General features: G+C 64.5%; 21 protein-coding genes. 6 read left to right on the forward strand and 15 right to left on the reverse strand.

The annotated features are described in order from the left end of the window. Window positions 1-53 precede the first annotated feature (53 nt). Window positions 54-923 carry a class A beta-lactamase gene (bla, locus tag BRA471DRAFT_RS35140; protein ID WP_007615954.1) on the forward strand — a complete coding sequence of 290 codons (870 nt, stop codon included), beginning with the start codon at window positions 54-56 and terminating at the stop codon, window positions 921-923. Between the two features lie 48 nt (window positions 924-971). Beyond that, window positions 972-2,579, forward strand: a complete 1,608-nt coding sequence (locus BRA471DRAFT_RS35145) for a Na+/H+ antiporter (RefSeq protein ID WP_007615956.1) — start codon at window positions 972-974, stop codon at window positions 2,577-2,579. Window positions 2,580-2,605: 26 nt separating this feature from the next. Here BRA471DRAFT_RS35145 and BRA471DRAFT_RS35150 read toward each other — a convergent pair whose 3' ends face one another. The 6 genes from BRA471DRAFT_RS35150 to BRA471DRAFT_RS35175 all read right to left on the reverse strand — a co-directional run bounded on the left by BRA471DRAFT_RS35150 (window position 2,606) and on the right by BRA471DRAFT_RS35175 (window position 8,673). Then, the gene (locus BRA471DRAFT_RS35150; protein ID WP_007615957.1) at window positions 2,606-3,427 is read right to left on the reverse strand and encodes an N-acetylmuramoyl-L-alanine amidase; all 822 of its coding nucleotides are present in this window, start codon (window positions 3,425-3,427) and stop codon (window positions 2,606-2,608) included. A gap of 3 nt (window positions 3,428-3,430) precedes the next feature. Continuing rightward, a complete protein-coding gene (locus BRA471DRAFT_RS35155) occupies window positions 3,431-4,768 on the reverse strand; it encodes a Rieske 2Fe-2S domain-containing protein (protein WP_007615958.1) in 1,338 nt (445 codons plus the stop codon). An 85-nt stretch (window positions 4,769-4,853) separates the two neighbouring features. Continuing rightward, the gene (locus BRA471DRAFT_RS35160) at window positions 4,854-5,750 is read right to left on the reverse strand and encodes a TauD/TfdA family dioxygenase (protein WP_007615959.1); all 897 of its coding nucleotides are present in this window, start codon (window positions 5,748-5,750) and stop codon (window positions 4,854-4,856) included. Between the two features lie 142 nt (window positions 5,751-5,892). Next, window positions 5,893-7,176 carry a flavodoxin-dependent (E)-4-hydroxy-3-methylbut-2-enyl-diphosphate synthase gene (gene ispG / locus BRA471DRAFT_RS35165; protein WP_007615960.1) on the reverse strand — a complete coding sequence of 428 codons (1,284 nt, stop codon included), beginning with the start codon at window positions 7,174-7,176 and terminating at the stop codon, window positions 5,893-5,895. A 12-nt stretch (window positions 7,177-7,188) separates the two neighbouring features. After that, window positions 7,189-8,142, reverse strand: coding sequence for a DMT family transporter (locus tag BRA471DRAFT_RS35170; protein WP_007615962.1), 954 nt, complete (start codon window positions 8,140-8,142; stop codon window positions 7,189-7,191). A 36-nt stretch (window positions 8,143-8,178) separates the two neighbouring features. Then, window positions 8,179-8,673: a Fur family transcriptional regulator gene (locus BRA471DRAFT_RS35175; protein ID WP_007615963.1), complete on the reverse strand. Its 495-nt coding sequence runs from the start codon at window positions 8,671-8,673 to the stop codon at window positions 8,179-8,181. A 156-nt stretch (window positions 8,674-8,829) separates the two neighbouring features. Between BRA471DRAFT_RS35175 and BRA471DRAFT_RS35180 the strand changes: the two genes are divergently transcribed. Genes BRA471DRAFT_RS35180 through BRA471DRAFT_RS35190 form a run of 3 tightly spaced genes read left to right on the forward strand, consistent with a single transcriptional unit; the run spans window position 8,830 to window position 12,041 of the window. Further along, the gene (locus BRA471DRAFT_RS35180) at window positions 8,830-9,312 is read left to right on the forward strand and encodes a MarR family winged helix-turn-helix transcriptional regulator (protein ID WP_007615964.1); all 483 of its coding nucleotides are present in this window, start codon (window positions 8,830-8,832) and stop codon (window positions 9,310-9,312) included. Beyond that, on the forward strand, window positions 9,305-10,480 hold the full coding sequence (locus BRA471DRAFT_RS35185; protein ID WP_007615965.1) for an HlyD family secretion protein: 1,176 nt from the start codon (window positions 9,305-9,307) through the stop codon (window positions 10,478-10,480). The genes BRA471DRAFT_RS35180 and BRA471DRAFT_RS35185 overlap by 8 nt, the downstream gene beginning before the upstream one ends. Window positions 10,481-10,484: 4 nt before the next feature. Continuing rightward, a complete protein-coding gene (locus tag BRA471DRAFT_RS35190) occupies window positions 10,485-12,041 on the forward strand; it encodes an MDR family MFS transporter (protein ID WP_007615966.1) in 1,557 nt (518 codons plus the stop codon). A 172-nt stretch (window positions 12,042-12,213) separates the two neighbouring features. Here the strand turns inward: BRA471DRAFT_RS35190 and BRA471DRAFT_RS35195 are convergent, their stop codons facing one another. The 6 genes from BRA471DRAFT_RS35195 to pcaF all read right to left on the reverse strand — a co-directional run bounded on the left by BRA471DRAFT_RS35195 (window position 12,214) and on the right by pcaF (window position 18,880). Further along, complete coding sequence (locus tag BRA471DRAFT_RS35195) at window positions 12,214-13,278, reverse strand: phosphotransferase (protein WP_007615972.1); 1,065 nt, start codon at window positions 13,276-13,278, stop codon at window positions 12,214-12,216. A 75-nt stretch (window positions 13,279-13,353) separates the two neighbouring features. Beyond that, window positions 13,354-15,045 carry a methyl-accepting chemotaxis protein gene (locus BRA471DRAFT_RS35200; RefSeq protein WP_007615974.1) on the reverse strand — a complete coding sequence of 564 codons (1,692 nt, stop codon included), beginning with the start codon at window positions 15,043-15,045 and terminating at the stop codon, window positions 13,354-13,356. A 210-nt stretch (window positions 15,046-15,255) separates the two neighbouring features. Next, a complete protein-coding gene (gene pcaG / locus BRA471DRAFT_RS35205) occupies window positions 15,256-15,846 on the reverse strand; it encodes a protocatechuate 3,4-dioxygenase subunit alpha (protein WP_007598143.1) in 591 nt (196 codons plus the stop codon). Continuing rightward, on the reverse strand, window positions 15,847-16,548 hold the full coding sequence (gene pcaH, locus BRA471DRAFT_RS35210; protein WP_007615976.1) for a protocatechuate 3,4-dioxygenase subunit beta: 702 nt from the start codon (window positions 16,546-16,548) through the stop codon (window positions 15,847-15,849). Window positions 16,549-16,639: 91 nt separating this feature from the next. Beyond that, window positions 16,640-17,533, reverse strand: a complete 894-nt coding sequence (locus BRA471DRAFT_RS35215) for a dioxygenase (RefSeq protein WP_007615977.1) — start codon at window positions 17,531-17,533, stop codon at window positions 16,640-16,642. Window positions 17,534-17,671: 138 nt separating this feature from the next. Further along, window positions 17,672-18,880, reverse strand: coding sequence for a 3-oxoadipyl-CoA thiolase (gene pcaF / locus BRA471DRAFT_RS35220; RefSeq protein ID WP_007615978.1), 1,209 nt, complete (start codon window positions 18,878-18,880; stop codon window positions 17,672-17,674). A gap of 215 nt (window positions 18,881-19,095) precedes the next feature. On the opposite strand from pcaF, the gene mutS reads away from it, so the two are divergent. Next, on the forward strand, window positions 19,096-21,834 hold the full coding sequence (gene mutS / locus BRA471DRAFT_RS35225) for a DNA mismatch repair protein MutS (RefSeq protein WP_007615979.1): 2,739 nt from the start codon (window positions 19,096-19,098) through the stop codon (window positions 21,832-21,834). A 52-nt stretch (window positions 21,835-21,886) separates the two neighbouring features. On the opposite strand, the gene BRA471DRAFT_RS35230 is transcribed toward mutS, so the two are convergent. The 3 genes from BRA471DRAFT_RS35230 to BRA471DRAFT_RS35240 all read right to left on the reverse strand — a co-directional run bounded on the left by BRA471DRAFT_RS35230 (window position 21,887) and on the right by BRA471DRAFT_RS35240 (window position 26,099). Continuing rightward, window positions 21,887-23,563, reverse strand: coding sequence for a PAS domain-containing methyl-accepting chemotaxis protein (locus tag BRA471DRAFT_RS35230; protein ID WP_007615981.1), 1,677 nt, complete (start codon window positions 23,561-23,563; stop codon window positions 21,887-21,889). Between the two features lie 360 nt (window positions 23,564-23,923). Beyond that, a complete protein-coding gene (locus tag BRA471DRAFT_RS35235) occupies window positions 23,924-24,727 on the reverse strand; it encodes a hypothetical protein (RefSeq protein ID WP_007615983.1) in 804 nt (267 codons plus the stop codon). A 322-nt stretch (window positions 24,728-25,049) separates the two neighbouring features. After that, a complete protein-coding gene (locus tag BRA471DRAFT_RS35240; RefSeq protein WP_007604958.1) occupies window positions 25,050-26,099 on the reverse strand; it encodes an IS110 family transposase in 1,050 nt (349 codons plus the stop codon). Window positions 26,100-26,262: the final 163 nt, after the last annotated feature.

Below are 26,262 nucleotides of genomic sequence, written 5' to 3' on the forward strand. Positions count from 1 at the left end.
ATGGAGTGCATGCCGCATCTCCACCCCGCCCCCGTCTCGCCCAAGAGTCCCCCATGCTTCTCGACCGCCGTTCGCTGCTCGCCTCGCTGTGCTGGATTGCCGCTTCCCCTGCGCTCGCCGCGGACGCGCAGCCTGAGCTTGAAACCTATGAGCGCGAGAGTGGCGGCCGGATTGGGGTCTATGCCGAGAACCTCGCGACCGGCGCAAAGCTCGCCTGGCGCGCTGACGAACGGTTCGTCATGTGCTCGACATTCAAGGCTTCGCTCGCGGCTTGCGTGCTGGCGCGGGTCGATCGTGGCGAGGATGAGCTTGCGGCCATGATCCCGTACGGCAAGGCCGACCTGCTGGAGTACGCACCGGTCGCCAGGCAAAACATTGCCGCCGGCGCAATGTCGGTCACCGAGATGTGCAAGGCGATCGTCGAGCTCAGCGACAACACCTGCGCCAATTTGTTGTTGGCACGGATCGGCGGTCCCGCCGCACTCACCGCGTTCTGGCGGTCGCTCGGCGACGCCACCTCGCGGCTTGATCACAACGAGCCCGAGCTGAACCGCTCACCGCCCGGCGATCCCCGCGACACCACGACGCCGGCGGCGATGGCAGGCAATCTGCGCCGGCTGCTCGCGGGCGAGGCGCTGTCGGCCACCTCGCACGCGCAGCTCACAGAGTGGCTGGTGGGCTGCAAGACCGGTGCGAACCGGCTGCGTGGCGGGCTCCCCGCAAGCTGGAAAATCGGCGACAAGACCGGCAACAACGGCAAGGACGCCTCGGGCGATATCGCGGTGGCCTGGCCCAAGCCCGATACGAAGCCCGATGCACCGATCCTGATCGCGGCCTATACGCAGGGCGGCACGCCGAGTGCGGCGCAGATCGAAACCGTGTTCGCACGCATCGGCCGCATGGTGGCCGAGCGGCTGGCGTAAGCCGCACACATTGACCTTACGACCGCTTCCGGGTGAAGACAGATCATCATGGAAGCAAAATTTCAGACCTTTCTCATCCTGCTCGCCGTGCTGGCAGGCACCGCGCTCGTCGCCCGCCGCTTCAACATCGCGCCTGCCATTCTGCTGATGCTCTCCGGCGTCGGCCTCGCCTTCGTGCCGGGCATGCCGCCGGTCGAGCTGCCGCCGGAACTGGTGCTGCTGATGGTGCTGCCGCCGCTGATCTACTCGGCGAGCGTCGCGATGAGCTGGCGCGAATTCAAAAAGAATCTTCGCCCGATCGTGCTGCTCGCGGTCGGCGCGGTGATCTTCACCACAGCACTCGTCGCAACCGCCACGCATTATTTCATCGGCCTGCCCTGGACCATCGGCTTCCTGCTCGGCGCCATCGTGGCGCCGCCCGATGTGGTGGCGCCGCTCGCGATCGCGCGCCGGCTGCATTTGCCGCGCAGGCTCATGGTCATCCTCGAAGGCGAAGGGCTCGCGAATGACGCCACCGCTCTGATCCTCTACCGCTTCGCGCTTGCCGCAATCATGGTCGGGCATTTCTCGCTGCCTCTGGCGGGCGGCGAATTCTTGCTCATCATCGCCGGCGAGATCGCCTTCGGCATCGGTGTCGGCTGGCTCTCCCTGCGGTTCCGCAAATGGTCGGGGGACCCGCAGGTCGAGCTGACACTGTCGCTGATCACGCCCTACGTCTCCTACTGGCTGCCCGAGCATCTCGGCGGCTCCGGCGTGATCGCCACCGTCGCCTGTGGCCTCTATGTGAGCTGGAACGGCCCGCTGCTGATCTCGGCATCGACGCGGCTGCAGGGAATCTTCTTCTGGGACCTCGTGATCTATCTGATCGAGGGCTTGCTGTTCCTGCTCACGGGGTTCCAGATGCGCGCGCTCTACGAGAAGTCGAAGGCGTTCCCGCTCGACGACATCATGATCGCGACCGCCGTGGTGCTGGCGGTCGTCGTGATCGCACGCTTCGCCTGGCTCTATCCTGCGACCTATCTGCCACGAATGCTCAGCAAGTCGCTGCGTGCGCGCGATCCGTCCCCACCGTGGCAATGGCCGTTCGTGCTTGCGTTCACCGGCGTGCGCGGCGCGGTGTCGCTGGCGGCGGCACTGGCGCTGCCTTTCACGCTGCCGGGCGGCGAGGCCTTTCCGTTTCGCGACCTGATCCTGTTCGTCGCGTTCGGCGTCATCTTCATCACACTGATCGGCGTCGGTCTCACGCTGCCCCCGGTCGTGCGTTGGCTCGGTGTCGCGGAAGCCGGTCGCAACGAGCATGCCGCCGAGCACGAGGCCGAGATCGCGGCACGGCGCCAGGCGCTCGATGCCGCCCTGAAGTCGCTCGATGCGCTGACCGAGGAGAAGGACGTGTCCGACGAGGTGATGCGGCTCCTGCGCGCCCGCCACGAGATCCGGGTCAACCAGCTGCCCGATTCGCTCGATCCCACCCACCACGACGTCTCCGCCGCCGGCACCGCCTTGACCCGCGATCTGATCGCCGCCGAGCGTAAATTCATCCACGAGCTGCTGCGCGACGGCCAGATCACCGACGAGACGCGCCGGAGAATCGAGCGGGATCTGGATTTGGAGGAGGCGAGCTTGGCGAACCGGGAGTACCGGGGAGCGCCGCTGTAGATTCCCGTCATTGCCAGCGGCGCCACCTACCGCCTCGCGCAAAACTCCCTCATCGCCACCGCCACGGCGCCCGCAATGATCTCCTGCCGCTCCGGCGAGTTCATCGTCATCTCCTCATCGCGGTTGATGATCGAGCCCGCCTCGAGCAACACGGCCGCGCTCCGCGTCTGCGACAGCACGACGAGGCCGTCATAGCGGTAGACGCCGACATCCTTGTCGAGCAATTGGCGCCGATAGCGGCCCATCACCGGCAGGGCATATTGGCCGGCATAATGCAGGTCCTGATCCTTCAGCTGTCGGCCGATCATCCGGGCCAGCATCAGGCTTGCGGCGAAGTGCGGATTTCGCTGCGACACGAACAGGGAGTGGCCCGAAAATCGGTCGCTGAAATAACTGTTCGCCCCGTCGAACTCCCACCTCTCGATCAGTTTGTCCGGCACCGAATCGTGATGGATCGACAGGAAGAGATCGGCCCGGGCATCGTTCGCAGTGCTGACGCGTTTGAGCAGGCTCGGCCGCGCCTTGCCGTCCGTGACGAGCAGCCGGGTCGCGGCAAAGCCTTCGGCCTTGAGCTTCGCCGTGATCAGACTCGCAAGCCGGAAGTTGAAGCCGAACTCGGTGTCGTTGCGCGCGCTCAACGCGCCGTAGGAGTCCGGGGTGTGCCCGACATCCACGACGATCCGGAATTTCGACATCTCACATTTGACCGGCGCATGCGGCGGCTTGGTTTTCGCGATTTGCCGCGCGATAGCAGCATGGCCCTCACCTGCAGGCGCGAGCGACCATAGCAAGATCGACGCGACCAGCGTCGAGACGAGACTTGCGATGATGCTGCGCGGCTGCCCCAAGTGCTACTCCGCTGCCGCTGTTCGCGGCCGGCCGACAAATCCCGTGACGTCGCCGAAACGCTCCAGCATCACCGCGGAAAGGTCCTTGGCCTTGCTGGTGACGCAGGCGCCCGAGCGCACAGCGTAGCGATCCTGATGCGCCGCCTGCGGCGGCGGCTCGCCCTGCTGAAGCGCCCGCGCCAGCTCCATCACGACTTTCCGGAAATGCATGATACCAAGATCGGTCGGACCAAGATGCTCGCGGGTGCGGTCGGCGATCGGGCCCTGGCTGTCCTGCACGGCCGCATCCTGTTCGGAGACGCCCTTGATGCCGGTGTAGCTCCTGGTCTTCTGCAGCTTGCGGTCGATCAGATAGTCGTTGCCCTTGTGGCGCAGCGGCACGTAATTGTCGCCGACCTCCGCGATCACGCCGTTGCCCCGGTCGAAGGCGTCACGCTCGGCTTGCGTCAGCGGCCGCTCCGGATTCCAGGCATAGGTGTAGATCCAGCAATTGGTGTCGGTGACCGGCACGAAAGTCTGTCCAAAGATGTTCTCGCCCGGCATCGCACTCGGGGCATAGGCGTGGAACGGCATGAGGAATTGGGCAATGCGCCAGTAGATGTTGTCGCCGCCGGTGAGCCGCCCACCGGCGATGGTGAGGCCCGCCGCGTGCGGGGCGATCTTGATCACGGGGCGCGGATCCTCCGCGATCCAGCGCATGTGATCGCTCGACATCCGCGCGATCGGATTCACGAAATGCTTCTTGATGTCCAAAATTTCGTTCTCCTCCTTGTCGAAGGAGAGATGGGCGAAGGTGAAATGCGCGGTGTCGATCGAGCCTTCCAGCGCCTGCACCCAGTTGCAGTCCTGCCATTTCTTGCCGACGTAGCGATGCGAAGCCGGCAGCAGCGCCATTTCGAGATCGGGCAGCTCGGGCATCGCATCCGCGGGACCCATATAGGCCCAGATCATCTCGCCCCATTCGCGCGCCGGATAGGATTTGATACGAACGAGATCCTTGGCGTTGAGGTCGGGATAGGAGGTCGGCATGTCGACGCAGCGGCCGTCGGTGTCGAATTTCCAGCCGTGGTATACGCAGCGGATGCCGCATTCCTCATTGCGCCCAAGCCAGAGATTGGCGCCGCGATGCGGGCAGTATTGATCGATTAATCCGACAACGCCGCGGGTATCGCGGAAGGCGAGCAGTTCCTCGCCGAGAACGATGATCTTCTTCGGCTCGCCGTCGAGCTCGGGGAGTTCTTCCGACAGAAGCACGGGAATCCAGAACCGGCGCAACAATTCGCCCATACCCGTTCCGGGGCCCGACTCGGTCAGGAATTTGTTGTCCTCGGCGCGGAGCATGGAAAATCCTCCCGACGGTCTTTGTTTTCGGCAAGATTGGCGCGGACGCGGGAAGACGTCAACGCGGAAGCGGTGCGCAGGCGGGTTAAACCGGCCGTTCGCCCTTCACCGTCACCCGCGTGCCTGAGCGCGTATGGGGCCAGTAGTCCCACATCGCACGGTGCTGGGTGCAGCGGTTGTCCCAGAAGGCAATGGCGTTCTCGGTCCAGCGGAAGCGGCACTGGAACAGCGGGTTCTCGGCGTGTTGATAGAGATAGGCCAGCATCGCGTCGCTCTCGTCGCGTGGGATTCCGTTGATGTGACGGGTAAATCCGCGGTTGACGTAAAGCGCCTTCCTGCCCGTGACCGGATGCGTGCGCACCACGGGATGCTCGGCACTCGGATAGGACGGACGGTCGGCGACACCGTAATTTGCGTAGAGCCCGCGATAGATGTGCTCGCCGTCGTGCAGCGCGGTCAGCCCGTCGAGATAGGCCCTCATCCGGTCCGACAGCGCCTCGTAGGCCGCGTACATGTTGGCGAACAGCGTATCGCCGCCGCGCGGCGGGCACTGCTTGATGTAGAGGATCGAGCCCATCGGCGGCTCGAGATCGCAGGACACGTCGGAATGCCAGCCCTCGCCGTTGGCGCGCGGCGAGTTCGCATCCGCATAGATCTTCATCAGTGCCGGGTCTTCATCCTCATGCGGCGCGGCTGGATGAAAATGCAGCTCGCCGAACTTGCGGCCGAAGGCGAGATGCTGTTGTGGCGTAATGTGCTGGTCGCGGAAGAAGATGACGAGGTTTTCGGCGAGCGCGCGATGGACCTCGTCCATCTGCCGGTTGGACCGGGCATCGTCCGAAACCAGCTTGCCGATATCGACGCCGGAGATTTCCGCGCCGATGATCGGGGTGAGCTTTTCGACCCGAAGCGTCTCGTAGGGCGCGCCGTCGTCCGTCGCGTGGCGATAACGCGGGCCCTGCTTGCCGGCGAGTGAGCTCATGGGGTGTCTCCCGATCGTTCTTGATTGGGAGCATGGTAGCCCGGATGGAGCGAAGCGCAATCCGGGTTGAGTTCGTCAGCTTGCGAGAACCCGGATTTCGCTTCGCTCCATCCGGGCTACACGCCGCAAAAGCGGAGCAATACTACTCCGCCGCGGTCACCGGCACCTTGGCGCCCTGGCCGTAGCGCTGCTCGATGTAGTCGATCACGAGCGCCTTGAAGTCGGCGGAGATGGTCGGGCCGCGCAAGGTGCGGAACTTCTTGCCGTCGACGAACACCGGAGCAGCCGGCGCCTCGCCCGTGCCCGGCAGCGAGATGCCGATATTGGCGTGCTTGGATTCGCCGGGGCCGTTGACGATGCACCCCATCACCGCGACGTTGAGCTCTTCCACGCCGGGATATTTCGTCTTCCAGGTCGGCATCTCGTCGCGGATGAAACCCTGGATCGAACTGGCCAGTTCCTGGAAGGTGGTCGAGGTAGTGCGGCCGCAGCCGGGGCATGCCGCAACCAGCGGCACGAAGGTGCGGAAGCCCATGGTCTGCAAGAGCTCCTGGCCGACCTGCACCTCACGCGTGCGGTCGCCGCCGGGCTCCGGCGTCAGCGAGATGCGGATGGTGTCGCCGATGCCCTGCTGCAACAGGATGCCAAGCGCCGCCGAGGACGCCACGATGCCCTTGGTGCCCATGCCGGCCTCGGTCAGGCCGAGATGGATCGCGTAGTCGGAACGGCTGGCGAGATCCTGATAGACCGCGATCAGATCCTGCACGGCCGAGACCTTGGCCGAGAGGATGATGCGATTCTTGGGCATGCCGAGCTCTTCGGCGCGCGCGGCCGAGAGCAGCGCGGACTGCACCATGGCCTCGCGCGTCACCGCGCGCACGTCGCGCGGATCGGCGGACGCGGCGTTCTCGTCCATCAGCTTGGTCAAGAGCTCCTGGTCGAGCGAGCCCCAATTGGCGCCGATGCGCACCGGCTTGTTGTTCTTGTTGGCGATCTCGATGATGTCGGCGAACTGGGTGTCGCGCTTGTCCTTGAAGCCGACATTGCCGGGATTGATGCGATATTTGGCGAGCGCCTCGGCGCAGGCCGGATAGGCCGCGAGCAGCTTGTGGCCGATATAGTGAAAGTCGCCGATCAGCGGCGTGGTGATGCCGCGTTTAAGCAGCCCGTCGCGGATGTGCGGGACGGCGGCGGCGGCCTCCTCACGGTCCACGGTGATGCGGACCATTTCGGAGCCGGCGCGGGCGAGCGCTGCGACCTGGGCAATGGTGCCGTCGATATCGGCGGTGTCGGTGTTGGTCATCGACTGCACGACGATCGGCGCGCCGCCGCCAACGGCGACGTCGCCGACCTTGACCTGGGTGGTCCTGTGCCGGGGCGCGGGGCCCGCAACGTCGGAATCGATGGTGTTTTCGAGCTTGTTCATGGCGTCCAAATATCAGGTTTTGGTGACGTTCAGCAATGCATCGCGCGGTGCCGCAGCGGATTGGCTGGGACGGTTAACCAGAAAAAGCCCAGCAATGACAAGGACGGCGGCAGCCCCGAATGTCAGGTTCAGCGTGTCGTGCATGATGAAATAGCTACCCACCACGCCAAACAAAGGGGTGATGAAGGTAAAAGCCGACAATTTGCTGGCCGAATAGGTCTTCACCAGCGCGAACCAAAGCGTGAACGTGGTTCCCACGACCCAGATCGCCTGGAAGGCCATCAGGCCCAGCGACAGCGGCGACGGGGTGTGGGGGATGGTCTCCCCGAACAGCCAGGCGGCCAGCCCCAAGATCGGGATCGAGGTCGCGACCTGATAGCCCAACGCCTTCTCGGGCGCGGCGAAGCGCAGCCGCGTTCCCTTGGCAACCAGCGTGGTCGCCGCCCACAGCGCGGCGCCGCCGACGATCATGAGGTCGCCGAGCAGGACATGCGAATCGACATTGGGCTGCGGCACGCCGATCGCGAGTGCGACACCGGCAAAGCTGATGGCGAGCCCCAGCCATTGCGTCCCGCCAAGCCGCTCGCCAAGCACCTGGTAGGAGCCGAGCGCGACGAAGAACGGCGCGGTGTAGAGGAACACGACCGCCCGCGATGCCGGCGTGAAGCGCAGGCCCTGGAAGATCAGAACGAACTCGATGCCGAACATCAGTCCCGCGATCACGCCGGGCTTCCAGGTGCCGTCGCGCTCAAAGAATTTAACGCCGCGCAAGCTGCCGATGATGAACAGCACCGGCAGCGCGCCCATCGAGCGGAACGTGGCCTGAAGCATCGGCGGAATGTCCGGCAGCACCAGCTTCACCGCGATCTGGTTGAATCCCCAGGTCAGGCACAGCATGAGCATCAGGGCGATAGCGCCGGCGCTGAGGGGACGACCGGCGGACGGTATGGCTTGAGGTGAGGACATTTCTTCCCGAAAAACCGGCTTTGCGCCGTTGTTGCTCTATGCAGCTTTCTGACAATGCGCACAAACGCCCGTGATTTCCACCACGGACAATTTGGGAGCGAAGCCTGAGCTGCGCGCGGCGGCGTTGAGGTCCCTGGCGAAGGATGCCGACGGAATCTCGCCGACCAGGCCGCAGCGCTCGCAGATCAGGAACGTCACCGCCGAGGTCGCGTCGTGGTCGTGAGCGGCGCAGGCGAGATAGGCGTTGCGGCTTTCGATGCGGTGCACGAGGCCGTTGGCCATCAGGAAATCGAGAGCACGATAGACCGTGATCGGCGCCGGCCGCGGCATCGATTTCGCCAGTTCGTCGATCACCTCATAGGCGCCGAGCGGCCGGTGGCTCGAGAGCAGCGCCCCCAGCACATGGCGGCGTATCGGCGTGAATTTCTGCGCGCGCTCTCCGCAAACGGCCTCGGCATGCGCCAGCGCATCCGCGGTGCAGCGGCCGTGATCGTGGTCGGGCGCGGGAAATGCCGGTTTCGCGAGGGTCATGCGACGGCCTTCTAGCATTTCGAAGGGGGAACCCAAAGCAGGACCGGCGATGTGGCCATCAGCCATGCTCGCCCTGCGGGACAGTGTCCCGCAAACCCACCATGAAATAATCATAAGCTTGCTTATAATATCCTAAGCTTATTGGAGACAAAGCTCATGAGCCCAGGGCCCGTGGACCAGAATTTCCTGTTTACACTCGCCGAGGTCTATCGCCTGCTCCGGGTTTATGCCGACAAGGAAGCCTCGCGCTTCGGCATCACTCGCGCGCAATGGGCGGTGCTGGCCAAGGTCGAGCGCAGCGAAGGCATGAAGCAGTCGGAGCTCGCCGAGCTTCTCGAGGTGCAGCCGATCACGCTGACGCGCCTGATCGACAAACTCTGCGGAAGCGACTGGATCGAGCGACGCAACGATCCTTCGGATCGCCGCGTCAAGCGGTTGTACCTGAAGAAGGCCGGGCGGCAGTTGCTGGGGCGGATGAGCGGGCTGAAGTCCGAGCTCACGGCCAACGCGCTCGACGGCATCACGCCGGCGGACGCTCATCGCCTCCTCACCCAACTCGAAACAATCAAGGAAAACGTGCGGTCCGCGATCCAGACCAGCGGAGCGGAACAAGCGCGTAAGGAGCAACGCTATGGCTGATCAGGTTCTCAAGTTCCAGCCCGAGCAGAAAATCGACGGCGGCAAGCCCACCAAGAAAGCCGGCACCAATCCGCGCCGCCGCTTGGTGGCGGGCCTGCGCCGCTATCGCCGCGTGCTGCTCCTGGTCGTGCTTCCGGTCGCCGTCGCCGTTGCCGGCTTCACCTTCTATCTCAATGGCGGCCGCTATGTCGGCACCGACGACGCCTATGTCGGCGCGCAGAAAGTGCTGGTGACGCCCGATATCTCCGGCAAAATCCAAAAGGTCGTCGTCAAGGAGGGCCAGATCGTCAAGCACGGCGACGAGCTGTTCGAGATCGACCCCGCTCCGTTCCGTCATGCATTGGAAGAAGCCAAAGCGCAACTCGCCCAAGCCCGCGTCACCTATGACAATCTCGTTGCCAACATCAAGATCTACGGTGACATGCTCAATCTCGCCCAGCAGGGCATGGACCTGAAGCAGCGCGACGTCGAGCGCAAGCAGGCGCTGGTGAAGAACAATTACGGCTCGCAGCTCGATCTCGACAACGCGTCGAACGCACTGGTGACCGCCGGCGCGCAGGCGCAATACATCAAGCAGCAACTCTCCAACGCCAAGACCCAATTGCTCGGCAATCCCGAGTTGCCGCTGGAGCAATTCCCCGCCTACGCGCAAGCCAAAGCCAAGCTGGACGATGCCCAGCGCAACCTCGACCACACCGTGCTGCGCGCGCCCATGGATGGCGTGGCAACCCAGGTCGAGCAGATCCAGCTCGGCCGTTACGTCGCCGCCGGCACGCCGGTGTTCTCCATCATCGATGTCGCTCATCCCTGGGTCGACGCCAATCCGAAGGAGAGCGACCTCACCTACGTCACCGAGGGACAGCCGGTCACGCTCGAGGTCGACGCGTTCCCGAACCATACCTTCAAGGGCAAGATCGGCTCGCTCTCGCCCGGCACCGGCGCGCAATTCGCGATCCTGCCGCCGCAGAACGCCAGCGGCAATTTCGTCAAGGTGGTGCAGCGCGTGCCGATCCGCATCTATTTCGACGAGACCGACAAATCCGTGCGCAAGCTGAAGGCCGGCATGAGCGTCTACGCCACCATCGACACCGGCCATCAACGCTCGCTCGCCGGCCTGCTCGGCCTGTCGGCGACCGCGAGCCAAGACAAAGACCAAGACAAGGACTGATCCGGTGTCCGGCCCGAATGCCCATTTGATGGTTCCCGGCCTGCGCCGAAACATGGTGACGATCTGCGCCATGACGGCAACCATCATGCAGGCGCTGGACACCACCATCGCCAACGTCGCCCTGCCCTACATGCAGGGCACGCTGTCGGCTTCGCAGGACCAGATCAACTGGGTGCTGACCTCCTACATCGTCGCCGCCGCGATCATGACGGCACCGGTGGGCTGGATCGCCAACCGCTTCGGCCGCAAGCGCATCTTCATCATCTGCTCGGCCGGCTTCACCATGGCATCGGTGCTGTGCGGGCTTGCGCAGGACATCAACCAGATGGTGCTGTTCCGCCTGCTGCAGGGCGTGTTCGGCGCCGCCCTGGTGCCGTTGTCGCAATCGGTGATGCTCGACTATTACACGCTCCAGGAACGCGCCAAGGCGATGTCGATCTGGGGCATGGGCGTGATGATGGGGCCGATCATGGGCCCATCGCTCGGCGCCTGGCTGACCGAGACTTATTCCTGGCACTGGGTGTTCTTCGTCAATTTGCCGTTCGGCGCCATCACCGTGATCGGGCTGATCGTCTTCATGGACGAGACCAGGAAGGATCTCAGCCTGAAATTCGACTGGTTCGGTTTCGCCGCGCTGGCGGTCGCGATCGGCTCGCTTCAGCTCGCGCTCGACCGCGGCGAGCAACTAGGCTGGCTCGAATCGGGCGAGATCCTTGCGGAGTTCATCGTCTCGGCCGTCGCCTTCTACTTCTTCATCGCACATTCCTTCACGACCTCGACACCGTTCATCCGCTTCGCGCTGTTCAAGGACCGCAATTTCGTCACCGGCTGCATGTTCATGGTCGTGATGGGCCTCGTGCTGTTCTCGACCATGGCGCTGGCCTCGCCCTACATGCAGAACGTGATCGGCTATCCCATCATCACCGCGGGCCTGCTGCTGGCGAGCCGCGGCTTCGGCACTTTCTTCGCCATGATGCTGGTCGGCCGCATGATGCGTTATGTCGAGGCCCGCACGCTGATCATCACGGGCCTGACGCTGACCGCGGGCTCGCTGTTCCAGATGACCGGCTGGACCGATCTGACCCAGGTGCCGGAGATCGTGACCGTCAGCGTCATCCAGGGCTTCGGCTTCGGCCTGGTCTTCGTGCCGCTATCGACGGTGGCGTTCCTGACCTTGTCGAACGAGCTGCGCACCGACGGCACCGCGATGCTGACCCTGATGCGCAACGTCGCGAGCTCGGTGGGCATTTCCGTCGTCATCGCCCAGCTGACGCAGGGCACGCGGCGGACCTACGCGATCCTGTCCGAGCACATCAATCCGTTCAACCATGCACTCCAGATGCCCAGCGTCAGCGGCATGATCAATCTCTCCACCGACGCCGGCCGCGCCATGGCCGATCGCATGGTCAGCGTGCAGGCGCAGATCATCGCCTTCGCGCACGACTACCAGCTGGTGATGTTCTTCATCCTCTGCACCATCCCGCTCGCCCTGCTGATCGGCTCGACCAAGGCCACCCTGCGCAAGCAGGCGGCCGGGCCGGAACATGCGGTGATGGAGTAGCGTGGGTCACAACTTCCGCCGTCGTCCTGGACAAGCGCAGCGCAGATCCAGGACCCATTGGCCCGGCGAGGAGTTTGGTGGTAACTCGTAGTTTCGAGCATCGCACCACAACCTTTCCCTGGGGTAATGGGTCCTGGCTTTCGCCAGGACGACGGCGAGCATGCGGCACCAACTACCCCAACAACTCCTCGCAGCCCAAATCCTCGACCGCCATCATCACGCGCTCCAGATTATTCCACCAGATCACCGGCGGGATGTTGATGCTCCATTGCCGGACCGGCTTGGTGATGTGCCAGAGCACTGACCAGCGATAGTCCTGATCGAGCGCGCCACGCGTATAGCCGCTGACGCCGTGCGCGATCAGCGTGTCGTGGTAATGGTTGAGCAGAAGGCGTTCGAACGCCTGCCGGCGCTCCGGATACCAGTGCAGCGCCACCATGTAGGCGAGGTCGTGGGTCGGCACGTTGATATCCCACAGGTCGAAGTCGAAGATGCGGACAGTGTCGGACACGCCGGCACGCGGCAGCAGAAAATTCCAGATATGGGCATCGCCATGGGTGACAGTGAGGTGCCGGTGCGAATGGTAGCGCAGTGACATCCTGTCGGACTGATCGATGAAGCGGCGGTAGAGCGTGCGGCGCTCTTCACTGAGACGATCGCCGAGCTGATCAGCGAACCGGTCGTAATGGGATGCGAACGTTTCCATGTGCCCGGCTGTATCGTCGGTGCTCGCCCAGATCCCGACGGTCTCGCCGAGACCAGCATGGTCCCACCACGCCGCATGCCAGCGCGCGAGCGCGGCGACGATGGCCATCGCCTGACCGCGCGATGGCGGCAGCGGCCATTGGGTCGCGATCTCGTGGCTATCGGTGAGATCCTCCAGCAGGAGATGCCAGGAGAGGCTCTCCTCGTCGAAATTCCCGTCAAAGCAGCGCGGCACCAACTGCGCGGGCGTTCTGGGTGCGAGCTGTGTGTAGTAGGCCACCTCGTGGCGACCGGCATTCGCCAGCGGCTTGGCGAACGCGGCATGGGGCGTCTTGAGAATCAGAGACTGCGGCGAGCCGGCGGATTCCCCGACATAGCGAAGGCCGAGCCGGGTGATATGCGACACGACCGTGTCGCGCTCATGCAGGACCTTGACCTCGCGCACGGCACCGGCGTCCAGTGCGCCGGCCTTGCGCAGCGCCGCGGTGAGATTTGCCGCGTCCGCCACCTCCGGCAATCGTATTTCTGTCATGAGCGCCCGACCCCCGTCGCGTTGCTCCATTCTGCACAACCGCGCTGCCGGCCGCCAGCGGCTTCAGCCGCCGGCTTAAGCCGCAGCGGTCGAGTCGCGCACGGTCCTGACCACGACCGACCGGAGCTGTTCGAGATTGGCTGCCATGCCGGCGATCGCCTGCCTGACCTCCGCGGCGCGCTCGTTCACGGAGGCGGCGTCGCGGCTGACATCACCGATCTTGGCCGAGACCTCCTTCGCTGCGGAAGTCGATTCGGAGATCGACCGCGTGATCTCGCGGGTCGCGGCGTCCTGCTCTTCCATCGCGGCGGCAACCGAGGTGGCGACGCCGTCGATCTCGACGATGTGGCCGCCCATGGTTTCGACGGCATCGACTGCGGCCTGGGTCGAGGCCTGGATCTCGGCAATCAGCCGCGCGATCTCCTCGGTGGATTTTGCGGTCTGGTCGGACAGGGATTTCACTTCGGCGGCGACCACCGCGAAGCCACGGCCGGCCTCCCCGGCGCGCGCCGCCTCGATCGTGGCGTTGAGTGCCAGCAGATTGGTCTGGCCGGCGATGCCGCCGATGAGGTCGGAAACCTCGGCGATCTTCTTCACCGATCCGGCCAGCGTCTGGATGGTCGAGCGCGCCTGTTCCCGACCGGCGACCGCCGATTTTGTAACCGTGCTGGTCCGCGCGACCTGGGTTGCGATCTCGCGGATCGACGCACTGAGTTCTTCAGCCGCGGCCGACACGGTCTGCGAGCTGCCGAGGGCCTGGTTGGAGGCGGCTGCGACCGCCTGCGACTGTGTCGAGAGCGACCTTGCGATCTCGGACAAGCTGGAGGCGGCACGCTCCACGCCTTGCGTCGCGGCGCTCGCGGTGTCGACCGAGCGGCCGGTCTCGCGCTCGACGATTTCGGCCATCTGGTGCAACGCCCCGCGCTTGGCGAGCGTTGCCTCCTGCTCCTTCTGCAACTGCTCCTCGCGCAGGCGGGAATTCTCGACCGCGGACTGCTTGAACACCAGGAGCGCGCCCGCCATCGAGCCGACCTCGTCCTGCCGGTGCGCGAAAGGAATGTCGGCGGCGAGATCGCCGGTCGCGAGCTTTTGCATCGCGCTCGTCATGCGCACGATCGGGCGCACCACGCCGAGGGCGACGCCGAGCAGGCCCGCCGCAATGAAGGCGAGGACGGCGGCGGAGACGCCGAGGAGGATATAAAGCATGGAGCGGTCGCGGTCGGCGGCCAGCTTTTCCATGTCGGCATTCTGCTTGTTGGCGCTCTCGACGATGCTGTCGATGACGGTGCGATGCGCGGTGTAGGCCTCCTTGAGCTGCGCGTAGGCGCGCTCGGAGGCGACCGCGTCCTTGGCCTTGAGAGCGGGGAGGAGCTGGTCCGACAACAGTTTCCAGAACTTCTGCACCTCGGCGTCGGATTTCGACACCAGGGCCGTCTTCAGGTCGGCCGAGAGGCTGGAGGTGACCCAGAATGCCTTGCGCTCGTCGTAATCCTTGCGGAGCTGGACCAGGCGCTCGCCATGAGCCGCCAGCTGGTCGGGCTCGCGCATGGCAAGCGTGGCCTCGAGATAGGCCTCGATCACATATTCCGGCGGCGGCAGGATGTCGGCGATGAGGTCGTTGCCCAGCTTGATGTCGGAATAGAGCGGACCGCCGACCTTGAGCTCTTTCAAGGCGTAAAGGCTGGTGGAGACCACGGCGGTGAAACCGATGGCCAGAACGATGCCGAAAGCAATGATTGCGGAAGAAAGCGAAAGGCGAATTTTCATGGAACAATCCAATGGGGCCGCGCCGAATCCCACGGATCCTAAAGCATTACGGTAAACACGGGATTGCATCGCGCGGAAATTGCGCCCGCGCGAACTCCGAACAAATACGGGAAACGGCGTCAGGTGAACGGTTTCGGGCAGCGAAGCTTGAGCCCGTCCTCCGCTGTCGTCCCGGATCGGCGCTCCGCCTGTCCGGGACGACGCTGGGGATCACACGTCGAAAAACACCGTTTCGTTGTCGCCCTGAAGCCGCAGGTCGAGCCGGTACACCGGCTTGCCGGCCTCGCGCACGGCCGTCAGCGTGGCGCGACGGTCGGCGGGCACCACCGCCAGCACGGGATCGGCGGCATTGCCGGCCTCGTCGCTGAAATAGATGCGGGTATAAAGATGCCGCAGCATGCCGCGACCAAACACCGCAAGCAGGATATGCGGTGCCTGCGGCTTGCCGTCGGGATCGGGCACGGCGCCCGGCTTGATGGTTTCAAAGGAATAATTGCCGTCCTTGTCAGTGCCGCAGCGGGCAAAGCCACGGAAGCTCGCATTTGGCAGCGCGCGCTTGTCCTGCGGATCGGCGAAGCGCCCCTGCGCATCTGCCTGCCAGATCTCCAGCATGGCATCGGGCACGGCGACGCCATCGCCGTCGAACACGCGGCCCTCGATCCGGACACGCTCACCGGTGACGTCGGGCGTCAGGGTCGAATTGGTGAACGCATCGTTCCAGGCATACTCGCCGGTCGGCGTCAGGCCGTATTTGAAGAACGGGCCGACGGTCTGCGACGGCGTGATCCCATTGTCCTGCACTTAATGGTTCTCCATAGGGGTGGCGTTCTTGCCGCGCAGCACGATGTCAAAGCGGTAGCACAGCGCCCATTCGGGCTGGGTGTTGTCGAGATCGAACGACGACACCATCCGCGCGCGCGCCTTCTCGTCCGGCACCGAATTGAAGATCGGATCGAACGGGAATAGCGGATCGGCCGGGAAGTACATCTGCGTCACGAGACGCGTGACGAAGGAATGGCCGAACACCGAGAGATGGATGTGTGCGGGACGCCAGGCGTTGTGATGGTTGCCCCAGGGATAGGCGCCAGGCTTGATCGTGACAAAGCGATAGTAACCGGAGGCGTCGCTCACGGTGCGGCCGGCGCCCGTAAAGTTCGGATCGAGCGGCGCCGGATGCTGGTCGCGGACGTGAACATAACGGCCGCAGGAATTGGCCTGCCAGATCTCGACCAGCGAACTCGGCACGCCGCGGCCGTCCTCGTCGCGCACATGGCCGTGCACGATGATGCGTTCGCCGAGCGGCTCGCCGGTGTGTTGGGTGGTGAGGTCGTTGTCGCCCTCGCGCACGGTCTCGTGGCCGTAGACCGGGCCGGTCAGCTCCGACAGCGTATGGCGCATCGGGATCAAGGGCTTGTTCGGCGCGCGCTTGATCGAGCTCTTGTACTCGGGCGACAGCGGCAGCGGATGCGCCGTGTTGCTGTCGACGGGATAGATGAATGTCATTGGCGAACTCCTCCCCGGCCCTCTTCCGACCGGTCAACGTTTCCGCCAATCATTATAGGATATAACTAATTGGGGGAAGCGGCTTTGAGCCCTATTTGATCGGCGGACGCGGCAGGACGGCCTCGCCGGCTTCGAGCCGGTAGACATGGTCGAGCGAATACCAGGGCGTCGCGACGTCGCGCCCGGTTGGGTGTGGTGTGTCATGGCGCAGGAACTTGCCGAGCAGCGCCTTGGTCACGCCGAACTGCACGTCGCTATCGATATGCGGATCGGCGGGGTCGTAGACCTGCGAGATCAGCACCTTGAATCCGGGTTTGAAAACCAACGCATGCAGGTGCGCGGGGCGATAGGGATGCCGGCTCTGCGCCTCCAGGAGGCGGCCGACCACGCCGTCGGTCGGGATGGGATAGCCGACCATCATCACGGAGCGGAACGAGAAGGCTCCGTCCTGGTCGGTCGTAAACTTGCCGCGCAGGTTCATGTCGGCCTGCTCAGGGTCCTGGTTTTCATAGAGACCAACCGGCGATGCGTGCCAGACGTCGACCTCGGCGCCGGCGACGGGGCGACCGTCCTTGTCCACGACGCGGCCGTTGACGAACAGCGGCGCGCCAGGGGTCTCGGAGCGAACGATCGATCCGCCATTTTCCACCCGCGGCGAGTTCAGCCGCCAGAATGGTCCGAGCAGCGACTGGTCGGTTTCCGTGTTACCCTGATCACCATTGTTCAGCAGGCACACCAGCGGCGAGACGCCGAGCGAGCCTGCCATCAGCACGACCTCGTTGTGCGTGTCGGTCGAGAGCTTGCCGAGTTCGGCGATAACAGCCGTGGCGTCGCGGAATTCCTTCTCGGTCAGGCGAACGTCGCGAACGAAACCGTGCAGATGCTTGACCAGGGAGACCATGATCTGACGCAGCCGGGGATCGGATGTCCGCTGCATCACCGCCAATGCCGCGGCCGTGACGTCCTGCTCGCCCGCGATGATCATGGCGCTACTTTCTCCCTGTCATTCCGGGATGGTCCGAAGGACCAGACCTCAGGTGCGCCATTGCGCACTGGGGAATCTCGAGATCCCGGGTTCGGTGCAAGTGCACCGCCCCGGGATGCCCGAACGCTGCGCGTCCGGTCAGTTCAGCTTCTCGATCGCGACAGCCACGCCCTGACCGACGCCGACGCACATGGTGGCAAGCGCCAGCTTGCCGCCGCGCTTTTCCATGCCGTGCACCGCGGTGAGCGCGAGGCGCGCGCCGCTCATGCCGAGGGGATGACCGAGCGCGATCGCACCGCCATGCGGATTGACGAAATCGGCATCGTCGGCAACGCCGAGCTGGCGCATGCAGGCGATACCCTGCGAGGCGAACGCTTCGTTGAGCTCGATCAGGTCGAAATCGCTGATCTTCTTGCCGAGACGCGCCATCAGCTTGCGGGTTGCCGGCACCGGGCCGATGCCCATGATGCGCGGCGGCACGCCGGCCGAGGCGAGGCCGAGGATGCGCGCGCGGGGCGTCAGGCCGTGCTTCTTCACGGCGGCCTCGGACGCCAGGATCATTGCGGCGGCGCCGTCGTTGACGCCGGAGGCGTTGCCGGCGGTCACCGTGCCGGGATTGCGCACGATCGGCCTGAGCTTGGTCAGGGCCTCCAGCGTGGTCTCGGGGCGCGGATGCTCGTCCTTGTCGACGATGACAGGGCCGGCCTTGCCGCCCGGAATGGTGATCGGGGTGATTTCTTCGGCGAAATAGCCGGCCGCGATCGCGGCGCCCGCGCGCTGCTGCGAGCGGATCGCGAACGCGTCCTGATCGGCGCGGGAGACCTGGAATTCCTCGGCGACGTTCTCGCCGGTCTCGGGCATCGCGTCGACGCCATACTGCGCCTTCAGCAGCGGATTGATGAAGCGCCAGCCGATCGTGGTGTCGAAGATCTCAGCCGAGCGCGAGAACGCTTCCTGCGCCTTGCCCATCACAAAGGGCGCGCGCGTCATGGATTCGACGCCGCCGGCAATCGCAAGCTCGATCTCGCCGGAACGGATGGCGCGGCCGGCGGCACCGACCGCATCGAGGCCGGAGGCACAGAGCCGGTTCAGGGTCTGGCCCGGAACCGAATCCGGCAGGCCCGCAAGCAGGAGCGCCATGCGTGCCACGTTGCGGTTGTCCTCGCCGGCCTGGTTGGCACAGCCGAAGAAGACCTCGTCGACCTCAGCCCATTCAAGATTGGGGTGCTTGGCCATCAGAGCCTTGATCGGGGCCGCCGCCAGGTCGTCGGCACGCACCTTGGCGAGCGAGCCGCCAAAACGGCCGATCGGGGTCCGCACGGCATCGCAGATAAAGACGTCACGCATCGTTGTTCTCCCTGAATGCCGCGATCCGGCCAAATTCTTCAATGTCGACGGAGTTTTAGGAGGGCGCCCGCGGCAGGTCAATTGACCGATACGCGCGTGTTCCTGGGGGTGCGCAGGCGAGTTGCGCATGCCGCGGTGCGGACAACGTGGAAAACCTCCCCTCCGCGGCCAAAGCGATAGGAGCGCGGGGTGAAATTTTGTAGGTTGCGCCGCCCATGACAATGCAACAACCGATCCCTGTACCGCCCCCCGACGATACGCCCGCGCCGCAGGCGGAAGCTGCCGCGCGCGTGACCCCGATGATGGAACAGTACCTTGAAATCAAGGCGGCGCATCAGGGTCTCTTGCTGTTCTACCGGATGGGCGACTTTTACGAGCTGTTCTTCGAGGACGCAGAGATCGCCTCCAGGACACTCGGCATCGTCCTGACCAAGCGCGGCAAACATCAGGGCGCCGATATCCCGATGTGCGGCGTGCCGGTCGAGCGCTCCGAGGATTATCTGCACCGGCTGATCACCGCCGGCCACCGGGTCGCGGTGTGCGAGCAGACCGAGGATCCCGCCGCCGCCAGGGCGCGCGGCAACAAGAGCGTCGTGCGCCGCGGCGTGGTGCGCCTGGTCACGCCGGGCACGCTGACCGAGGACACGCTGCTCGACGCGCGCGCCAACAATTACCTGCTGGCGCTCGCGCGCGCGCGCTCATCGGCGGGCGGGGACCGCTTCGGCCTCGCCTGGATCGACATCTCGACCGCCGAGTTCACGGTGACGGAATGTTCGGGCGGCGAACTCGCCGCGACGCTGGCGCGCATCAATCCGAACGAGGTGATCGTCACCGACGCGCTCTATAACGATAGCGAGCTCGGACAGACCCTGCGCGAGTTGCCGGCGGTGACGCCGCTAACCCGTGACGTCTTCGACGGCGCCACCGCCGAGAAACGGCTGTGCGACTATTTTGCCGTCGCGACCATGGATGGACTGTCGCAGCTGACGCGGCTGGAAGCCACTGCCGCCGCCGCCGCCGTCACCTATGTTGACCGCACCCAAGTCGGCAAGCATCCGCCGCTGTCGCCGCCAGCGCGCGAAGCCTCGGGTGCGACCATGGCGATCGATCCGGCGACGCGCGCCAATCTCGAACTGACGCGGACGCTGGCCGGCGAACGCCGCGGCTCGCTGCTCGATGCGATCGACTGCACCGTGACCTCGGCCGGCTCGCGCCTGCTGGCGCAGCGGCTTGCCGCGCCGCTGACCGATGCGGCGGCGATTGCGCGGCGGCTCGATGCCGTCGGCAGCTTCGTTGCCGACTCCGCCGCGCGCGAGGACATCCGCAGCATCCTGCGCGGCGCCCCGGACATGTCGCGGGCGCTGGCCCGTATCTCCGTCGGCCGTGGCGGGCCACGCGACCTCGCCGGCCTGCGCGACGGCATCATCGCCGCCGACCAGGTGCTGACGCGGCTTGATGAACTCGACCAGCCGCCGCAGGAGATCGCCGCGGTGATGGCGGCGCTGCAAAGGCCATCGCGCGAGCTCGCGGCGGAATTCGCCAGGGCGCTCGACGATCAACTGCCGCTGATCAAGCGCGACGGCGGGTTCGTTCGCCAGGGCTATGAGCCTGCGCTGGACGAAACGCGAAACCTGCGCGACGCCTCGCGCCTGGTGGTGGCCTCGATGCAGGCGCGCTATGCCGACAACACGGGTGTGAAGGGTCTCAAAATCCGGCACAACAACGTGCTCGGCTATTTCGTCGAGGTCACCGCGCAGCACGGCGACAAGCTGATGTCGGCGCCGCTGAACGCAACCTTCATCCACCGTCAGACGCTGGCCGGCCAGGTCCGCTTCACCACCTCGGAACTCGGGGAGATCGAAGCCAAGATCGCCAATGCCGGCGACCGCGCACTCGGGCTCGAGCTCGAAATTTTCGAGCGGCTCTGCGCCAAGGCGTTGGCAATCAGCGAGGAGCTGCGCGCCGCCGCCCACGCCTTTGCGCTGCTCGACGTCGCGACGTCGCTTGCCAAGCTGGCGATCGACGAGAACTATGTGCGGCCCGAGGTGGACTCGTCTCTCGGCTTTGCCATCGAGGCCGGCCGCCATCCGGTGGTCGAGCAGGCCTTGAAGCGTAATGGCCAGCCGTTCATCGCCAATGCCTGCGATCTCTCGCCGGGCCCTGCGCAAAACTCCGGCCAGCTCTGGTTGCTGACCGGTCCGAACATGGCCGGTAAATCGACCTTCCTGCGACAGAACGCGCTGATTGCTCTTCTTGCTCAAATCGGAAGTTTCGTGCCGGCGACACGCGCGCGGATCGGCATCATCGACCGCCTGTTCTCGCGTGTCGGCGCCGCCGACGATCTCGCCCGCGGCCGTTCCACCTTCATGGTCGAGATGGTCGAGACCGCCGCGATCCTCAACCAGGCCGGCGAGCGCGCGCTCGTGATCCTCGATGAAATCGGCCGCGGCACCGCGACCTTCGACGGTCTCTCGATCGCCTGGGCCGCAATCGAGCACCTGCACGAGAGCAACCGCTGCCGCACGCTGTTCGCGACGCATTATCACGAGCTGACGGCGCTCTCTGCCAAACTGCCGCGGATGTTCAACGCGACCGTGCGAGTGAAGGAATGGCAGGGCAACGTCGTGTTCCTGCACGAGGTGTTGCCGGGTTCGGCCGATCGCTCTTACGGCATTCAGGTCGCCAAGCTCGCGGGCCTGCCGCCGGCCGTGATCACGCGCGCCAAATCGGTACTGGCGAAGCTGGAAGCCCAGGACCGCGGTCAGACCGCGCGCGCGCTCGCCGACGATCTGCCGCTGTTCGCAGTGCCCTCGCGCGCCGCCGCAGAAGCCGCTCCGCCGAGCGAGGCCGAACTGCTGATGGCCGCGGTGAAGGCGCTGCATCCGGACGAGATGTCGCCACGCGAAGCGCTCGATGCGCTGTATGCCTTGAAGGCCAAGCTGCCGAAGCAGTGAAGGTGCCGTAGGGTGGCTTACGCTGCGCTAATCCACCCTACGCCTCTGACCGTTACGCCCTCGCCGCGATCGCCGCCGCTTCTGCGGCGGCGCGCTGCATGCTGGTCGACATCTCGTTGGTCACCGTGCTCTGCTCTTCGATTGCCGCGGCCGTCGACGTCACATATTCGCTGACGTTGCTGATGGCCGTCTTGATCGAGCCGAGCGCGCTCACGACATCGCCGGAGATGCCGTTGAGACTGCCGATCTCGGCACCAATCTTGTCGGTGGCCTGCTTGGCCTGATTGGCGAGGCTCTTCACTTCGGAAGCAACTACGGCGAAGCCGCGGCCGGCTTCGCCAGCGCGGGCGGATTCGATGGTGGCGTTGAGCGCCAGGAGATTGATCTGCCCGGTGATGTTGTTGATGAGCTCGACGATCCCGCTCATCGCCAGCGCCGCTTCAGTGAGGCGCTGGGCCTGGGCATCAGCGGACGCGACCTGCTCCACTGCGCTCATCGCCGTCTCGCGCGATTTGGTCATGGCCTCGGAAATCTCCCGCACCGAGGCGTTCAGTTCCTCCGAACCCGCGGCGACCGATTCCATCATGCCGCGGACACGCTCGTTGCCCATGCGGACCAGCACCTGCTTCGTGACGTCGGTCGCATATTTCACGACCTTGAACGGCTTGCCATTGAGATCCATGATCGGGTTGTAGGAGGCCTGGATATAGACCTCCCTGCCGCCCTTGCCGAGACGCTTGTATTCGGCCGCCTGGTACTGACCGCGGTTGAGCGCCGCCCAGAACTCGCGATAGCCATTGCCATCGCGCTCCGACGGCTCGACGAACATGCTGTGGTGCTTGCCCTTGATCTCGGCCAGCGAATAGCCGAGCGCGCCGAGGAAATTGGGGTTGGCGGTGATGATCGTACCGTCCATGTTGAACTCGATCACCGCCTGCGCCTTGTCGATCGCCGCGATCTGGCCCGCAAGGTCGGCATTCCTGAGCTTCTGTTCAGTGACGTCGGTCGCGAACTTCACCACCTTGGTGGGCCTGCCCTTCTCGTCGAAAACGGGATTGTATGATGCTTGGATCCAGACTTCCTTGGCTCCCTTGCCGATCCGCTTGTATTCGGCGACCTGATATTCGCCGCGGTTGAGCGCGGCCCAGAACTCGCGATAGGCCGGGCTTTCGCGTTCGACAGACGGAACGAACATGCTGTGATGTTTGCCCTGGATCTCGTTCATCGTGTATCCGAGCGTACGCAGGAAATTCTCGTTGGCGGTGAGGACCGTGCCATCCATCGCGAACTCGATGACCGCCTGTGAGCGGTTCGCGGCCGCAACCTGCCCTCCGAAGTCGAGGTTCTGAAGGCGGATCGAGGCATCGGACCATTCCACGACAGTTCCGGCCCGGCTGCCGTCTTCATTCTTCAGCGGTGTCGCGACGAGGTCGAATTTGTGGCCACCGACCTGGATCATCGCGCGATGCACCGCGCTGAGGCTCGCCAGCATCTGGCGCTGATGCTGCGGATTCTTATGAAACACATCGATGTTGGTTCCAACGAGCGTAGCCACGTTGAAGTGGGGCAGTTCTTTCTTGAGGTCGGGCTCAGCGGCGCGCAGCAGGTCTGTCACCGCGTCATTCATGTAGACGATGTTCAGGTCGTTGTCGGCCACCATCAGGTTGGCGCTCACGGCCTTGGCAGCCATCATAACCAATGCACCGCTATTCGACTTGCGCTTGAACATGGTCTCTCCAAATTGATCTGGTTGTGCTCGGTGCCATGGACCGACGGCCGAAAAAAAATAGCGTTGAATGCTAAACTGGACGCCAACGAGTCCAAGTATAGGACGCAAGCTGAAACAAACCGCTAACTAAGCTATCGATAAAAGGGCATGCGCGAGTGATTGAAGAACGCTCGAAACAACCTGCACCGAAGCGACGGCGCATCGGCAGATGAACGATCGTTCAATGACTTAGCGCGGCAACGATGCCTGGCAAGGACGAAAAGTGAACTGCATGCTGCAATTGCTGCGGCGCGTCGGCTCACCACCGTAGTACTCCGGGTGACCTGCGGCTCGCCGCGAAAAGTCTGCGCGACGATACTGTCAGGCCTGGTTGCCTCTCAGCTTCCGCCGGCCCCTCCACCACAGCGTCAGATTCCAGGTCACGCAAGTGCCAAGCGCAAGAGAGAGTCCGGCGGCGGAGCCGAACCACGCCACCGCCACGTGCAACACCGCGATCGCCATTCCGAATCCGAGCAGGCCCCAGGCCGAATTGGCCAGCACCGCGGCGGTCGGCGGACCGCCGATGCGCGGATGCAGGATCACCATGATGCTGGTGAACACCACCGGATACAGCGCGATGATGCCGCTGATCCGGGGACCGACCCAGCTCGAGGTCGAGACGACGATCGCGACGAGGGTCGCGACTAGTGCAGCCCGCATCGGCACGTCATACCAGCGCCGCGTCACCAGTGGCATCTTCACGTGGCGATAGCCCGCGAGCAGCGGAATGCAGATGCCGAACGCGATCAGATTGGCGGCGAGCCCGGCGGTGAGCGGCCAGTCGAACTGCTTGATGATCGATGCGAACACGATCCAGACCGCGACCGCGCTTCCGCAACTCACCAGAAGGCTGCGCCGCTGTGCCAGCACCACATAGGTGACGCACATGAAGATCGTCGCTGCATTGACCGGCAAGCTCGACAGCGCGCCCTGTGCGATGAAGGCGGCATCGTGGTCGAGCGCGAGGAAGACGTAGGATGGTCCGGCCGAAACCGGCAAGGTCGCGACCAGCGCGCCGATCACCGGCCCTGAGCGCTCGGTGATGATCGACGCCGTCACGACGAACGCCGCCGCAACCATCATGCGCAGAACGAGGATGAGAATGAAGTGGAGCTCGGGGGACATTTTTTCTTCGTCGTCCTGGACAAGCGAACGGAGTGAGCGCCGATCCAGGACCCATATGTGGACGGCCCCCGTGGCACAAGAGCTTAGTGAGGTTTGATCGGATCGCTTGCATCCATATGTCCGGCCTGTTGATGCGGCTTTGTCGGACCGCTGGCCAAGATGGTTTTCGCGACACGAGTTCCAATCACCCATGCGACCTTATTCGGCCAATGGGTCCTACGGATTTGCTCGCATCTCGAACGATCGATCGCACCATCTCCTCTGCTCTTGCAGCTCCGGTTCGGCCGGTGGGGCTAACCCGCCGGTCGGCCGAATCTTTCGATCACACGGCAGCGGCCGTTTGGGCCTCGTTTTGCGCCCCTAGCCGCGCGCGATCGTATTGCTCTCCCGTCGTCATCAGCTTCCAGGCGATGCGGGCCATCTTGTTGGCCAGCGCCACCGCCGCCAGCTTCGGTGTTTTGCGCTTCAAAAGCTCGATCAGCCAGCTCGGCCCACGAGCTTTCGATTTGGCGATCTTGACCACCGAAGTTGCCCCAAGCACCAGCAGCTGACGCAAGGTCTCATCGCCTGCACGGGTTATCTTGCCGAGCCTGGTCTTTCCCGCGGTGGAATGGTCCTTTGGGGTCAGGCCGAGCCAGGCGGCAAACAGCCGTCCCGAGCGGAAGGCGTGAGGATCGGGTGCCTTCATCACCAGTGCTGCGGCGGTGACCGGACCGATCCCCGGGATCTGAGCCAAACGACGGCTCAAGGCATTGGCACGGTGCCAGGCGAGAAGCTTCGCCTCCACTGCCTTCAGCTCGACCTGCACCTGATCATATTGGCGGGCAAGCGTCGCAAACAGTTCGCGGGCCAGCGTCGGCACCCTTTCATCGTGCTCGATTGCGGCCAGGAACGAGACCAGCTTGTCCAGCCCCTTGGCCTCGATCAGACCGAACTCCGCCGCATAGCCGCGGATCATGTTGGAAAGTTGAGTGCGTCGCACGACCAGTTGTTCGCGGATGCCCAGCAGCATCAGCGCGGCCTGTTGCTCGGCGGTTTTCACCGGCACATAGCGCATCCGCGGCCGGCTCGCCGCCTCGCACAGCCCCTCTGCATCGCGCCCATCGTTCTTATTGCGCGCCACGTAGGGTTTCACCAGCTGCGGAGCGATCAGCTTGGCTGTGTGTCCCAGCTTACCTAGCTCTCGCGCCAGGACGTGAGCCGCCCCACACGCCTCGATCACCACCACCGTCGGCGGCAGCTTGGCAAAGAACTCCAGCATCCCCTTGCGGCCAAGCCGTTTGCGCAGCACGACCTGCTCCGAGGCATCCACCCCATGCAGTTGAAAGATATACTTCGACGTATCCATCCCAATGCGGATAATCTGGCTCACGGACGGCTCCTGTGAATGAGTTTCTGACAACCTCATTCTGGCACACTGATGCCGTAGGGGGCCGTCCACACCATCAACCACAGGCTTCGCTGTGTTAGACGGTCGTAGTCGCCAGTATCGCGACACAATCGGCGTCGGGGATAATGGATCCTGGCTCCAGTGC

It is taken from the genome of Bradyrhizobium sp. WSM471 (assembly GCF_000244915.1).
In the GTDB taxonomy this organism is placed as follows: Bacteria; Pseudomonadota; Alphaproteobacteria; order Rhizobiales; family Xanthobacteraceae; genus Bradyrhizobium.

Coding starts and splice junctions, on each gene's coding strand:
- BRA471DRAFT_RS35160 (WP_007615959.1), bottom strand. CDS start 5,750: ATGAGCTCACTCGCCGGCAAGCAGGGCCCGCGTTATCGCCACGCGACG.
- BRA471DRAFT_RS35235 (WP_007615983.1), bottom strand. CDS start 24,727: ATGTCCCCCGAGCTCCACTTCATTCTCATCCTCGTTCTGCGCATGATG.
- BRA471DRAFT_RS35175 (WP_007615963.1), bottom strand. CDS start 8,673: ATGACCCTCGCGAAACCGGCATTTCCCGCGCCCGACCACGATCACGGC.
- BRA471DRAFT_RS35185 (WP_007615965.1), top strand. CDS start 9,305: ATGGCTGATCAGGTTCTCAAGTTCCAGCCCGAGCAGAAAATCGACGGC.
- BRA471DRAFT_RS35180 (WP_007615964.1), top strand. CDS start 8,830: ATGAGCCCAGGGCCCGTGGACCAGAATTTCCTGTTTACACTCGCCGAG.
- mutS (WP_007615979.1), top strand. CDS start 19,096: ATGACAATGCAACAACCGATCCCTGTACCGCCCCCCGACGATACGCCC.
- pcaF (WP_007615978.1), bottom strand. CDS start 18,880: ATGCGTGACGTCTTTATCTGCGATGCCGTGCGGACCCCGATCGGCCGT.
- BRA471DRAFT_RS35170 (WP_007615962.1), bottom strand. CDS start 8,142: ATGTCCTCACCTCAAGCCATACCGTCCGCCGGTCGTCCCCTCAGCGCC.
- pcaH (WP_007615976.1), bottom strand. CDS start 16,548: ATGACATTCATCTATCCCGTCGACAGCAACACGGCGCATCCGCTGCCG.
- BRA471DRAFT_RS35155 (WP_007615958.1), bottom strand. CDS start 4,768: ATGCTCCGCGCCGAGGACAACAAATTCCTGACCGAGTCGGGCCCCGGA.
- BRA471DRAFT_RS35195 (WP_007615972.1), bottom strand. CDS start 13,278: ATGACAGAAATACGATTGCCGGAGGTGGCGGACGCGGCAAATCTCACC.
- BRA471DRAFT_RS35215 (WP_007615977.1), bottom strand. CDS start 17,533: ATGATCATCGCGGGCGAGCAGGACGTCACGGCCGCGGCATTGGCGGTG.
- BRA471DRAFT_RS35200 (WP_007615974.1), bottom strand. CDS start 15,045: ATGAAAATTCGCCTTTCGCTTTCTTCCGCAATCATTGCTTTCGGCATC.
- BRA471DRAFT_RS35145 (WP_007615956.1), top strand. CDS start 972: ATGGAAGCAAAATTTCAGACCTTTCTCATCCTGCTCGCCGTGCTGGCA.
- BRA471DRAFT_RS35230 (WP_007615981.1), bottom strand. CDS start 23,563: ATGTTCAAGCGCAAGTCGAATAGCGGTGCATTGGTTATGATGGCTGCC.
- bla (WP_007615954.1), top strand. CDS start 54: ATGCTTCTCGACCGCCGTTCGCTGCTCGCCTCGCTGTGCTGGATTGCC.
- ispG (WP_007615960.1), bottom strand. CDS start 7,176: ATGAACAAGCTCGAAAACACCATCGATTCCGACGTTGCGGGCCCCGCG.